Annotated in this window: 12 protein-coding genes; 8 read left to right on the top strand and 4 right to left on the bottom strand. The window is 62.1% G+C overall.

Features of this window, described 5'->3' with window-relative positions:
- The first annotated feature begins 17 nt into the window (after positions 1–17).
- From AB5Y54_RS20645 to mltC, 5 genes are all read left to right on the top strand, one after another.
- Positions 18–1,661: an ExeA family protein gene (locus AB5Y54_RS20645; RefSeq protein ID WP_010675739.1), complete on the top strand. Its 1,644-nt coding sequence runs from the start codon at positions 18–20 to the stop codon at positions 1,659–1,661.
- A complete protein-coding gene (exeB, locus tag AB5Y54_RS20640; RefSeq protein WP_201890339.1) occupies positions 1,661–2,344 on the top strand; it encodes a GspB family T2SS assembly factor variant ExeB in 684 nt (227 codons plus the stop codon). The genes AB5Y54_RS20645 and exeB overlap by 1 nt, the downstream gene beginning before the upstream one ends.
- 167 nt (positions 2,345–2,511) lie before the next feature.
- Positions 2,512–3,597: an A/G-specific adenine glycosylase gene (gene mutY, locus AB5Y54_RS20635; RefSeq protein ID WP_143237053.1), complete on the top strand. Its 1,086-nt coding sequence runs from the start codon at positions 2,512–2,514 to the stop codon at positions 3,595–3,597.
- Positions 3,594–3,866, top strand: a complete 273-nt coding sequence (locus tag AB5Y54_RS20630; protein ID WP_010675742.1) for an oxidative damage protection protein — start codon at positions 3,594–3,596, stop codon at positions 3,864–3,866. The genes mutY and AB5Y54_RS20630 overlap by 4 nt, the downstream gene beginning before the upstream one ends.
- Before the next feature lie 119 nt (positions 3,867–3,985).
- Positions 3,986–5,089 carry a membrane-bound lytic murein transglycosylase MltC gene (mltC, locus tag AB5Y54_RS20625; protein ID WP_010675743.1) on the top strand — a complete coding sequence of 368 codons (1,104 nt, stop codon included), beginning with the start codon at positions 3,986–3,988 and terminating at the stop codon, positions 5,087–5,089.
- 57 nt (positions 5,090–5,146) lie between these two features.
- Here the strand turns inward: mltC and AB5Y54_RS20620 are convergent, their stop codons facing one another.
- Positions 5,147–5,527, bottom strand: a complete 381-nt coding sequence (locus tag AB5Y54_RS20620; protein ID WP_039040598.1) for a YgiW/YdeI family stress tolerance OB fold protein — start codon at positions 5,525–5,527, stop codon at positions 5,147–5,149.
- A gap of 234 nt (positions 5,528–5,761) precedes the next feature.
- Here AB5Y54_RS20620 and AB5Y54_RS20615 point away from each other — a divergent pair, with 234 nt between their 5' ends.
- Complete coding sequence (locus tag AB5Y54_RS20615; RefSeq protein ID WP_143237052.1) at positions 5,762–6,769, top strand: SGNH/GDSL hydrolase family protein; 1,008 nt, start codon at positions 5,762–5,764, stop codon at positions 6,767–6,769.
- Between the two features lie 279 nt (positions 6,770–7,048).
- Positions 7,049–8,080 carry a porin OmpA gene (ompA, locus tag AB5Y54_RS20610; RefSeq protein ID WP_103261519.1) on the top strand — a complete coding sequence of 344 codons (1,032 nt, stop codon included), beginning with the start codon at positions 7,049–7,051 and terminating at the stop codon, positions 8,078–8,080.
- 55 nt (positions 8,081–8,135) lie between these two features.
- On the opposite strand, the gene AB5Y54_RS20605 is transcribed toward ompA, so the two are convergent.
- The 3 genes from AB5Y54_RS20605 to AB5Y54_RS20595 are packed head-to-tail and all read right to left on the bottom strand — an operon-like array spanning position 8,136 to position 11,615.
- Positions 8,136–8,705, bottom strand: a complete 570-nt coding sequence (locus AB5Y54_RS20605; RefSeq protein WP_010675747.1) for a membrane integrity-associated transporter subunit PqiC — start codon at positions 8,703–8,705, stop codon at positions 8,136–8,138.
- Complete coding sequence (pqiB, locus tag AB5Y54_RS20600; protein ID WP_109422421.1) at positions 8,705–10,351, bottom strand: intermembrane transport protein PqiB; 1,647 nt, start codon at positions 10,349–10,351, stop codon at positions 8,705–8,707. Before pqiB ends, AB5Y54_RS20605 begins: the two co-directional genes overlap by 1 nt.
- Positions 10,344–11,615 (bottom strand): PqiA/YebS family transporter subunit, encoded by a 1,272-nt coding sequence (locus tag AB5Y54_RS20595; protein ID WP_368154268.1) that lies wholly within the window; start codon positions 11,613–11,615, stop codon positions 10,344–10,346. The genes pqiB and AB5Y54_RS20595 overlap by 8 nt, the downstream gene beginning before the upstream one ends.
- A gap of 177 nt (positions 11,616–11,792) precedes the next feature.
- Between AB5Y54_RS20595 and hfq the strand changes: the two genes are divergently transcribed.
- A complete protein-coding gene (hfq, locus tag AB5Y54_RS20590; RefSeq protein WP_039040603.1) occupies positions 11,793–12,152 on the top strand; it encodes an RNA chaperone Hfq in 360 nt (119 codons plus the stop codon).
- The last annotated feature ends 36 nt before the right edge of the window (positions 12,153–12,188 follow it).

Here is a 12,188-nt window from a genome sequence, read left to right as displayed (position 1 = left end):
CAATGGAATGGATCCTTATGTACACACAGTTCTTCGGTCTGTCGGAGCCCCCGTTCTCCATCTCGCCCAACCCCAAATACCTCTATATGAGCGAGCGTCACGGGGAGGCCCTCGCCCACCTCAACTACGGGTTGCAGGACGGTGGCGGCTTCGTGCTGCTGACCGGGGAAGTGGGTACGGGAAAGACCACCGTCTCCCGCTGCCTGCTGCAGCAATTGCCCGCCGACACCGAGATCGCCTACATCCTCAATCCCTCTCTGACCGAGCGGGATCTGCTGGCCGCCATCTGCGACGAATTCCAGTTGCCCTACGGCGAAGAGGCCAGCCTCAAGCAATTGTTCGACCTTATCCGGGATCATCTGCTGGCGAATCTGGCGGCAGGCAAGCGCAGCGTGGTGCTGGTGGATGAAGCCCAGCACCTGCTGCCCGGCGTGCTGGAGCAGTTGCGACTGCTCACCAATCTGGAGACAGACGAAAAGAAACTGCTGCAGGTGGTGCTCATCGGCCAGCCCGAGCTGCAACAGATGCTGCGCCAGCCCCTGCTGCGCCAGCTGGCCCAACGGATCACCGCCCGCTATCACCTGCTGCCGCTGTCGCGCCAGGATGTGGATGCCTATGTCCGCTTCCGGTTGCAGGTGGCAGGCTGCGTCCAGCCCATCTTCACCCCCAGGGCCATCCAGACCCTGCATCGCCTCTCCGGAGGCATTCCCCGTCTCATCAACCTCATCTGCGACCGCGCCCTCATCGCCGCCTTCGCCCGTGGCAGCCACAAGATAGTGCACGGGGACATCAGCCAGTCCGCGTATGAGGTGAGCGGCATTCGCGACGAGGGAAGCTGGCAATCCGGCCTCACGGTCGCCCTGGTGGGCGCCCTGCTGGTCGCCACCGGCTGGTGGGGCTGGCAATTCTTCGGATTCTTCCCAGCCCGCCCCCTGGTCAAGGTCGAGGTACCGGTCAAGGTGGATGACACGCCGGAGCAGCAGGCCCAGCTGACCCGCGCCATCAATCAGGCGCTAGAGCCGGACGTCGCCATGCAGAATCTCTACAAGGTATGGGGCTACCAGGCCGAGCTGGAGGAGGCAACCTGCGACAATGCCCCCCGTGCGGGCCTGCGCTGCCAGGAGGGAGAAGCCTCCCTGGCGCAATTGCAGGCGCTGCAATACCCGGCCCTCATCAGTCTCACCGACGAGACCGGCGGCCTCTATTACGCCACCCTGGTCAGCCTGGGGGCGGACAAGGCTTCCCTGCTCATCGGCAACCAGAGCTGGCAGGTGGACAGGCAGTGGCTCTCCGACGCCTGGGGCGGCAGCTACACCCTGCTCTGGCGCATGCCCAGGGGCAACGTGCCCCTGATAGCGAGCAATGCCGGGGCTGCCCAGGTGCAGTGGCTGGACAACGCCCTTAGCCGCGCCATGCAGCAACCCGATCGCAAGGTGAGTCGATTCGATGCCACCCTCAAGAACAAGCTGCAACAGTTCCAGCGCGAGCAGGGACTGACCCCGGACGGCATCGCCGGCAGCAACACCCTGCTGCGGCTGAATGTGGCCTCCGGCGAACCCATGCCCAGGCTGGAGGATGAATCCCTGCGAGCCAGTACGCCGGTCGATCTCGACAGCGTGGCGGATGATGAGACGGATCCCATGGTCGAGGAGGCCTCCTGATGTCCACCCTGCTCAAGGCCCTGCGCCGGGCCGACCAGCCCCAGTTCACCCCCCATATGCCGCTCATGGGTCTGCCCGTGAGCCAGGAAGAGGAGCCCAACCGCCGCTGGATCTGGTGGGCCCTGGTGCCCCTGGCCCTGGTGATGGGCGCCGCAGCCAACTATGGCTGGCACCTCTATCACCTCAAACCCGTGGAACAGCAGGTCGAAGTGAAGGAAGTGGTGACTCCCCCCTTCGTGCGGGTCGAACCCAGGCCCATGATCACCCGGCCGCTGCCGCCCCCCTTGCCGGAGCCCGTGGTCGCTCCAAGACCTGCCGCAACCCCGGCTGCGACTACCGCAAACCAGGGGGGACAGAGTCTGGCAGAACGGCTGATGGCCGCCCTCAACAACACGCCGCTGGTGGAAGAGAGTGCGCCACAGGCTCAGGTCCAGACCAGTGCCATCCCCCTCGGCGCCCTGGCCCCGCCCCTGAAACAGCAGGTACCGTCCCTGACCTATGGTGCCCACAACTACTCCTCCGACCCGGCCAAGCGGGCCGTCGTGCTCAATGGACGGGAGTGGCGCGAGGGCAATGAGATCGCCCCCGGCGTCATCCTGGCAGCCATCGCCCAGGACTACATCGTCCTGCAGGTCGGCGGCCAGTATGCCAGCCTCAAGGCGCTGCAAGACTGGCGCGGCTGATCTGCCGGCATCCGGTGGCCCTCCCCCGGGAGGGTCACCGCCTATTCAGAGGGAGCCCGAGAGCTCCCCTTTTTAATCAATAACCTACACTCGACCTTTGCCATGCGCCGGGTCGGGGATCGCCCTCCTGATGGCGGGCGGACTTATCATCAGAACATGAGCACACTGTGAGCCACTCAGACAACACCACCTTCGCCACCCGTATTCTGGACTGGTACCAGATCCACGGCCGCAAGACCCTGCCCTGGCAGCAGGACAAGACCCCCTACCGGGTCTGGGTCTCCGAGATCATGCTGCAACAGACCCAGGTTGCCACTGTCATCCCCTATTACGAGCGGTTCATGGCCCGCTTCCCCGACGTGCTGGCCCTGGCCAACGCCCCCATCGACGAGGTGCTGCATCACTGGACCGGGCTTGGCTACTACGCGCGCGCCCGCAACCTGCACAAGGCTGCCCAGCAGATCCGCGATCTGCACGGCGGCCTCTTTCCGGAACAACTGGAAGAGGTGATGGCCCTGCCCGGCATCGGTCGCTCCACCGCCGGGGCCGTGCTCTCCCTCTCTCTGGGCCAGCCCCACGCCATCCTGGATGGCAACGTGAAGCGGGTACTTACCCGCTGGCTGGCGCTGGCGGGCTGGCCGGGCCAGAAGCCGGTCGAGCACGATCTCTGGGAGCTGGCGACCCGCCTCACCCCGCGCGTCGGGGTGGCCCAGTACAACCAGGCCATGATGGACATGGGGGCCACCGTCTGCACCCGCAGCAAGCCCGCCTGCGAGCGCTGCCCGGTGCAGGCCGATTGCCAGGGGCTGTCGCAGGGCAACCCCACCTCCTACCCTCACAGCAAGCCGAAGAAGAGCATTCCGGCACGCAACGGCATTATGCTGATCATCCGCCACGGCGATCAGCTGCTGCTGGAGAAGCGTCCGCCGCAAGGGATCTGGGGCGGGCTTTACTGCTTCCCGCAGGTGGAATCCCTCACCGAGGTGACCGGACGACTGCGGGAGTTGGGGCTGGAGGATGCCGCCTATCAGGAGCTCGCTGGATTTCGTCACACTTTCAGCCACTTCCACCTCGATATCCGCCCTTTGCTGATCGAAATGGCTGTTCCGCCCGCCCCCCTGCTCATGGAAGCGGATACCCGACTCTGGTATAACTTACGCCATCCTGCCGAGGTGGGATTGGCGGCGGCCACGGCCCGTCTGCTCGCCTACCCGGACTTACAACCAGACTTGCAACCACAGAGGTCAACATGAGCCGTACCGTATTTTGCCTGCGCCTGAAGAAAGAAGCGCCGGGTCTCGATTTCCAACTCTACCCCGGTGAACTCGGCAAGCGGATCTTCGACAACATCAGCAAGGAAGCCTGGACCGAGTGGCAGAAGAAGCAGGTCATGCTGATCAACGAGAAGAAGCTGAACATGATGAATCTCGAGCACCGCCAGTTGCTGGAAAAAGAGATGGTCAGCTATCTGTTCGACGCGGGTGAAGTCCAGATCGACGGTTACACCCCTCCCAGCCAGTGAGCGGGAATCGAGTCAAAGGGCCAGCGTCCCCCTGAGTCGTCAATATGCCGCAGGGTGACACCAATCCTGGCTCAGGCCAGTCAGTGACGGGCGGCCCCACCGCCCGGTTTGAGGATCTTATGGGTCGTTTTTTTGGGCTGCTGTGCGCCCTGCTGTTTCTCTCTGCCTGTTCATCCACACCCCAGACCAGCGGGAGTGGCGATGATGACCTGGTCAACGGCAAGGACGTGCGCGGTTTTGAACATATGATCAGTGCGCTCTCCCATAACGTGAACGAGATATGGGGGCGCGAGGCGCTGTTCGCGGGCAAGTTTGACTACGTCAAATACACGGATCAGTACAAGAGCCGCGCCCACATCGATTTCTCCAGCGGTCACATCATGGTGGAGACCGTCTCGGGTCTGGATCCCCGCGCCCACCTGCGTCGCGCCATCATCGAAACCCTGCTGACCCCGGACGATCCGGCAGAGGTCGACCTCTATTCGGACCGTGAGATCATGCCAGGTGGCGAGCCCTTCCTCTATGGCCAGGTGCTGGACAACCAGGGACAAGCGATCCGCTCCAGTTGGCGTGCAGAGCGTTATGCCGACTATCTGATCGCCAACGCGATGAAGAAGCGCACCCTCGGGATCCGCAACATCTTCTTCATCGACATTCCCATGGTGGCCAACCACGAAGACAGGCGCGGCTACAAATACGCCAGCATCATCCGCGACGCCTCCCGCAAGTACGGGGTCGCCGAGAGTCTCATCTACGCGGTGATCAAGACCGAGAGCAGCTTCAACCCCTATGCGGTCAGCCACGCCAACGCCTATGGCCTGATGCAGGTGATCCCGGCTACCGCTGGGCGGGATGTCTATGTGAGGGTCAAGGGCAAGGATGGCCAGCCGACCAGGGAAGATCTGTTCAATCCGGCCTACAACATCGATGTGGGGACCGCCTACCTGCACCTGCTGCAGACCGTCTATCTGGCGGATATCCAGGATCCCCAGTCCCGCCGCTATGCGGTGATCTCCGCCTACAACGGTGGTGCGGGAGGGGTGCTCAACACCTTCTCCAACGATCGCAAGGCGGCCCCCGGCATGATCAACCGCCTCTCCCCCGAGGCCGTCTATCAGGTACTGACCGAACAACATCCCAAGGCAGAGGCTCGCCGCTATCTCTACAAGGTCAATCAGGCCGAGAAGGGGTTCAAGCGAACCGTCGCAAGCCGGGCTGGCTGATGGCATGCAAGAAGGGCGCTCCTGGAGCGCCCTTCTCATTTACTCTGGCCTGAAAGCTTACTTGGCGATGAAGCCGCCCTTGCTCAGGGGCGCTGCCCCCACCTTCTCCAGGTGTTCCACCTCGACTTCGGTCTTGTTCCAGCTGTGGTCCACCTCGCCGCGCACGCGGATCAGATCGTCAGGGCCTACCTCGGTACCGCGCCACACGTCACCGTCCACCTCCACTTCCACCTCGCCGCTGTCGTCACGGAACAGGTAGTTTTCGCCACCCAGGTGTTTGACCAGTTTGCCTTCCAGGGTCACCCACTGATCATCGGCCACGTCTTTCAACTGGGCGACCGATACCTTGTTCTGCTCCTTGGGGCCGGTGTAGGCCGCCATGGCGAAGGAAGAGACGGACATCAGGGCCACCAGGGCGATTGCTTTTGCGTTGTTCATTTCATGCTCCTGTCTTTGCGGTATGAGGGCATCTTGCCCGGGGGCGCGTGAAACAAACGTGAAGCCTCCCCATTCAGGGAGGAGTGATGTGATCGCAAGCGATTAAATGGCCACGGCATGCTGCAAAAATGTATTCGAGTGGATACCTTTTCACCTGGCCATGCGGGTTCCCAGCCCGCCGCCATCGAGGAACAGCCCGCAGGCCCGCCCTGCCCCATCCATGAGAACAGCTACATGAACAAATGGCTTTTGTGTTTATTGGGTCTCTTCGCCCTCACGGCCCATGCCGCCGAGACGCGTCCCCCCTTCTCCCGCATCGTGATGTTCGGCGACAGCCTCTCCGATACCGGCAAGATGTACGACAAGATGCGCGGTTACCTCCCCTCCAGCCCGCCTTACCATCAGGGCCGCTTCTCCAACGGCCCGGTCTGGCTGGAGCAGCTCACCCAGCACTTCCCGGGCCTCGCCATCGCCAACGAGGCGGAAGGGGGCGCCACTGCCGTGGCCTACAACAAGATCTCCTGGAATCCCAAGTATCAGGTCATCAACAACCTGGATTACGAGGTGACCCAGTTCCTGCAAAAGGACAGCTTCAAGCCCGATGACCTGGTGATCCTCTGGGTCGGTGCCAACGACTACCTGGCCTATGGTTGGAACACCGAGCAGGATGCCAAGCGGGTGCGCGACGCCATCAGCGATGCGGCCAACCGCATGGTATTGAACGGCGCCAAGCAGATTCTGTTGTTCAACCTGCCGGATCTGGGCCAGAACCCCTCGGCCCGCAGCCAGAAAGTGGTCGAGGCGGCCAGCCATGTCTCCGCCTACCACAACCAGCTGCTGCTGAACCTGGCGCGCCAGCTGGCACCCACCGGCATGGTGAAATTGTTCGAGATCGACAAGCAGTTCGCCGAGATGCTGCGCGAGCCACAGAACTTCGGCCTGAGCGACACCGAACACGCCTGCTATGGCGGTGGCTATGTGTGGAAGCCGTTTGCCTCCCGCAGCGCCGACACCGACAGTCGGCTGGCCCCCTTCAATCCCGAGGAGCGCCTTGCCATCGCCGGCAACCCTCTGCTGGCTCAGGCCGTCGCAACGCCCATGGCGCGCCGCAATGCGGGCGAGCTGAACTGTGAAGGCAAGATGTTCTGGGACCAGGTTCACCCCACCACTGTGGTACACGCCGCCCTGAGCGAGCGGGCTGCCGCCTTCATCGAACAGGAGTATGAATTCCTCCCTCGATAACGGAGGCCATCCTGCCAGGGCCGGCGCTTCGCCGGCCCTCTTGCCGACAAGGGTAAGCAACCCCATATGACACCCATCACAGATTCGAGTCACGGTTCCCCGGCGGTCTTCTGTCTCCACTATGATGCAGATGGATATCACAATATGTTTTATATCAGTTGCTTGTAGATCGAGAAAAGCGAGCTACGTTTAAACGTGTTGTGGTCGAACACAGGCCCAACCCACGAGGCGAGGCGACATGAATTCGCGCTCCCCACACACAAGATTGCAGAGGCATCTATGAACAAAACACTGATTACCTTGCTGGTTTCAGGCTTGCTTGCGGCCAACGCCCAGGCAGCCGGACAAGACAACACCTGGTATGGCGGTGCCAAACTGGGTTGGTCCAACTTCTACGGTGTCGATGAAAGCAACGCCATCGCCATCACCGACAAAGACGACGATGAAGTCGGCGCCGGTGCGTTCGCCGGTTACCAGATCAACCAGAATCTGGGTGTCGAACTCGGTTATGACTACCTTGGCAAGCTCAAGTACAGCGGCACCCGCAATGGCGCGGCCTTCAATGACTCCGTGCAAGCCCAGTTGGCTCAGCTCACGCTGAAACTGGGCTTCCCGGTTGCGGACAATCTGGACCTTTACGGCCGTGTCGGGGGCGGCTATGGCTGGACCGACAGCGATCAGCTGGAAAACGACAGCCGCTTCACCTTCGTCGGCGCGCTCGGTGCGGAGTATGCCCTGAACCTGGATTGGGCAGCCCGCCTCGAATACCAGTACAGCACCCCGTATGGCAGCCGTGACGATACCGGCCTGCGCATGGACAACGGCCTGCTCTCCCTGGCCGCCGTCTACCGCTTCGGTCAGGTTGCACCGGCTCTGCCGGTCGCAGCTCCCGCCCCCGCGCCCGAGCCCGTGATGGTCGACAAGCAGTTCACCTTGAGCTCGGACGTGCTGTTTGACTTCAACAAGGCCACCCTCAAGCCCCAGGCCGGGCAGGCGCTGGATACCCTCTACAGCCAGATTGAAGAGGAAAGGCCTAAAGACGGGTCGGCCACCGTCATCGGCTATACCGACCGCATCGGCTCCGAGGCCTACAACCAGAAGTTGTCCGAGCAGCGTGCCCGGACCGTGGCCGATTACCTGATTGGCAAGGGCCTGCCGGCCGGCAAGGTCAATGTGGAAGGGCGTGGCAAGCAGTCTCCCGTCACCGGCGACAGCTGCACCAGCAAATCCAAGCGCGAGCTGATCGTCTGCCTGGCCCCGGATCGCCGGGTAGAGGTCAAGGTACAGGGCGTCTCGGAAGTACAGCAATAACGACGACCCCAAACAAAACGGGAGGCCATGGCCTCCCGTCTTTTTTTATGCTTCCTCAGATGCGCGTGCGTACATCCGCCGCAATCTGATCGAGCAACAGTTGCCAGCCCTGTCCCAGCTCGTTCACCAGGGCGCCATACCCATCGGCAGGCAGCACCCGCTCCTGCTGGAAGGGAACATCTCTCAACACGACCCCCTCCTCCGTCAGCAGGCGCCAGCGACCGCTGAGCAGGGCGCGGCCGTCGTGCCGCCCCTGGAAACGCTCGACCGAGATGCTCAGCACAGGCCCCTTGCGGGCCCCGTCCTGACGCACCACCCAGCCAGGCAAGCGGCTGGAGAGGCCATTGAGGGTCAACTGGTTCAACTGGGCATCGAGGGAACCTGCCCAGCGATGGTACTCGGCAAAGTGCAACTCCTTGCCCTCCAGCTGATAGACCAGGCTCATCCGGTCAAGCTGACCGGACAGGGCGACGGGGCGCAGCACCAACTGGTGCTGCGGCTGCGCCGTGGTGACACTCGACGGCGCCGTGTCAGCATCCAGCGAATAGTAATGCAGCGTCGTCGGCGCACTGCCACATCCCGCCAGCAGGCCCAGCAAGGCCAGCGTCAACATCCGTTTTTTCATCATTTTCCTCGCTTGGGCTCGGGATCCCGCGGACGAGCGCGGTCAAAGATCAGCGAACTCGGCTGCTCGTTCAGTGAATGGACCAGAGGTTGCAACTCACTCATCAGCTGGTTGAGTGATTGCACCGACTGACGCAGCTCCTGATTGGTCTGGGAACCGGCATCATAGGTCTGCAACGTCTCCTGCAACTGCTTGAGGCTCTGGTTGAGGGAGGCCGGCAACTGCTGGGTCGACTGCTGACCGGTAAACTGCTCCAGATTCGCACTCACGGCACTGACATGCTTGAGCGTCTTGTCCAGTGTCATCAGGGTGCTGTTGACCTGAGTGAGGGTGGTGGCCATGTCCATGTCGACGAACTTGTCGAGGATGAGGTTCACCTTGCGTTCGATCTGATCCAGCCCGGCCTGGGCGGTCGGGAAGACCTGATAGCCCGCCATCTTGAGCGGCTGATAGACTGGCGCATCCGGATAGAAGTTCAGATCGATCACCTTGCCCCCCGTCAGCAGGCTGGCGGTCTTGAGGCGGGCCCTCAGCCCTTCCTTGAACTGCTTGTTGAACAGGGCCCGCCACTGCTCCTTCTCCGCATTGGCATAACGGTGGGAGAGACGCTGCACCTCGATGCGCGCCAACACCGGGATCTGCCGGCTCTTGAACAGCTGGACGCCCTTGTCGTCGATGAGATAGGGAGCCGAGATGACGGTACCGACCCGGATGCCGCGATATTGTACCGCCGCGCCGGGATGCAGCCCGCCCACATCATTGTCGAACAGGAAGACATAGTCGATGAACTGATCCAGGCTACCGGCCAGCACGCTCTCCTCGTCCTTGAACAGCACGAACTCGTCGTTCTGTTTCACCGGTTCCCCCGGCAACCAGCCGGGAGGCAGCCCCATGGTGATGCCGCCGTTGATCAGGCTCTCCAGCGAGTCCATCTTCACCTTCATCCCCTCGCTGCTCATGGAGACCTCGAAGCCGGGCGTCAACCAGAACCGGGAGTTGCTGCTCACCAGGACGTCATAAGGCGCGTTGATGAAGAGCTGGTACTGCATCTCGCTCTTCTCGGGCAGGAACTTGGCCTCTTCGACCTGACCGATGGTGAATCCCTGATAGCTGATGGGGGAACCCGCGCCCAGCGCGTTGGCATCCCGGCTGGACAGGGATAGCCGCAATCCCCTGGCATCCAGGGATGCCAGGGGCGGCCTGTCCAGCATGGCGTATTCGCTTCGCGCCGTGCCCTTCTTGCCGGGAGAAAGCTCGATATAGGCACCGGAGAGCAAGGTGCCAAGACCGGAAACGCCCTCACGCCCGACCCTGGGCTTGACCACCCAGAACTGGCTGTCTTTCTTGAGCATGCCGGCGGCGGCATTGGTCAGGCGAGCCTTGAGCACGGCATGGCTATAGTCCTCGCTGAGCTCCACCGTCTCGATACGGCCCACCTCCACTTCACGAGAACGGATCACCGTCTTGCCCGCCACTATGCCCTCGGCGGTCGCCACCGTCAGGGTGAAGCTCGGCCCTTGTGAATACCAGTGCTGGAACAGCATCCAGGCGCCGATGAAGAGGGCCAGCAAGGGCACCATCCAGATAGCGGCAGCCGAACTCATGAAATCAGAGCCCGGTTTCCACCTTGTCTTACGCTCACTCACGTTCGCGTTCTCCTTGTTGTAAATCCCAGATCAGGCGGGAATCGAAACTCATGGCAGCCACCATGGTGACCAGTACGACCCCGGCAAAGGCGACGGCCGCAGGGCCAGGGTAGATGGTCATCAGATTGTCCAGGCGGATGAGGCCGGCCAGGATGGCCACCACGAAGACGTCGATCATCGACCAGCGCCCCACAAATTCGGTCATGCGATAGAGCTTGAGCTTGCGCAGCGGCGAGGCCGACTGGCCACTTTGCACCGCAAAGCAGAGCCACAGCAGCGCCAGGATCTTCACCAGGGGTACCACCACGCTGGCGAAGAAGATGACGGCGGCGATGGGGTAGGACCCCATGGCCCACAGCAGTACCACCCCCCCCATGATGGTCGAGGGACTGTCATCCCCCAGAAAGACGGTATCCATGATGGGGTAAAGGTTGGCGGGAATATAGAGGATGATCGAGGTGACGAGCAGAGCCCAGGTGCGGTTCAGGCCACCCGGTTTGCGCTGGTGCAGGTGATCGCCGCAACGCACGCAGGTATGGGCATCCCCCTCATTCAGGGCGCCGCAAATGTGGCACCCCACCAGCCCGGACGCCAGGGCGCTGGCCTCGGGATCCACCTCTCGGGCGGCGGTCGGCCCGAACAGTCGCTGCCACAGCCACATCCGATCCAGAGAGGAGATCATCTTGATGAGCAGCAGGGTGTAGCCAACGAAGGCCCAGAACGACAGCCCCATTTTGATGTCGGCCATCCCCATCAGCTTGACCAGAGAGATGAGCACACCGATGAGGAAGACGTCCACCATCAGCCAGGGCTTGATCCGGCACAGCAGGCGGCCAAGGGAGCGCAGGGCCTTGCTGTGCAGATCATTGTCGAGGCGCCACAGCACCAGCATGATGGAACCGATGTAGACCAGCGGCAGGCCGATCAGGGTCAGGCTCAGCACCACTCCCAGAAACAGGTAACCCTGATCCACCAGGGTGGTGATGCACTGCAGGAAGGTCATCTCCTGCCCCACCCCCTTGGCCGAGAACGACATGAAGGTAAAGGCGTTGGAGAGCACGAACATGATAAGGGCGGCAAAGCCATAGGCGATGGGCCTGCGCTCCTGCTCCGGCAGATGACGAGTCAGGGTATGGCCGCAGCGCGGACAACTGCTCGTCTCCCCCACGGCCAGCTCGGTGGCCGGCACCAGCAGGTCACACTCTTCGCACGCCGTTGCGTCATGGGTATAGGTGGTTGGATGTTGGTGTGAAACCGGATGCAAATTGAGACCCCAGCGTGAGGCCCGCCACGGGGCCAGAACCGCCAATTATTGCAGCTGTTGCCCACGCCCACCAGCCCTGTCGTTGCACCATCCGCGGCGGGGATGAGAATGACTTTGACAAGGCAGTGACCATTTAGCACAATCAAACGCCACTTTTTTTCCGCGGGACAATAATTTATGACAACCGAATCCCCAAGCTACTCCACTATCGAGCAGGCCTTCTCCCTCGGGAACGGGCAAGATTCTGCCCTCAACTGGTTGCGCAAAAACCGTAGCCAGGTCGCCATCTTCCTGGTGAGCGGCATCAAGCTGGAGGGGACCATCAGCGGTTTTGACCAGTACAGCGTGCTGTTGACCGATGCCCATGGCAATCAGCAACTGGTCTACAAGGCCAAGATTTCCACCATTGCCATGCACTCCGGCCGTCCTGCCGTCAGCATCCAGCGGGCCCGCAAGCCACGGGTTTCCATGGCGCCGCGCCCCCATGGCGCACCCAGCCGTTATGACGACAACCAGGGTGGTGGCAGCGAGCAGTAAATCTCGCCCCCGCCCATCCTGACGGTGTCGCTGCGT

Source organism: Aeromonas sp. s9, assembly GCF_040907765.1.
Classification (GTDB): domain Bacteria; phylum Pseudomonadota; class Gammaproteobacteria; order Enterobacterales; family Aeromonadaceae; genus Aeromonas; species Aeromonas caviae.
This window is presented reverse-complemented; position numbering and strand designations above follow the sequence as displayed.

Coding starts and splice junctions, on each gene's coding strand:
- AB5Y54_RS20620 (WP_039040598.1), bottom strand. CDS start 5,527: ATGAACAACGCAAAAGCAATCGCCCTGGTGGCCCTGATGTCCGTCTCT.
- AB5Y54_RS20605 (WP_010675747.1), bottom strand. CDS start 8,705: ATGAAAAAACGGATGTTGACGCTGGCCTTGCTGGGCCTGCTGGCGGGA.
- hfq (WP_039040603.1), top strand. CDS start 11,793: ATGACAACCGAATCCCCAAGCTACTCCACTATCGAGCAGGCCTTCTCC.
- exeB (WP_201890339.1), top strand. CDS start 1,661: ATGTCCACCCTGCTCAAGGCCCTGCGCCGGGCCGACCAGCCCCAGTTC.
- AB5Y54_RS20645 (WP_010675739.1), top strand. CDS start 18: ATGTACACACAGTTCTTCGGTCTGTCGGAGCCCCCGTTCTCCATCTCG.
- AB5Y54_RS20630 (WP_010675742.1), top strand. CDS start 3,594: ATGAGCCGTACCGTATTTTGCCTGCGCCTGAAGAAAGAAGCGCCGGGT.
- ompA (WP_103261519.1), top strand. CDS start 7,049: ATGAACAAAACACTGATTACCTTGCTGGTTTCAGGCTTGCTTGCGGCC.
- AB5Y54_RS20615 (WP_143237052.1), top strand. CDS start 5,762: ATGAACAAATGGCTTTTGTGTTTATTGGGTCTCTTCGCCCTCACGGCC.
- mltC (WP_010675743.1), top strand. CDS start 3,986: ATGGGTCGTTTTTTTGGGCTGCTGTGCGCCCTGCTGTTTCTCTCTGCC.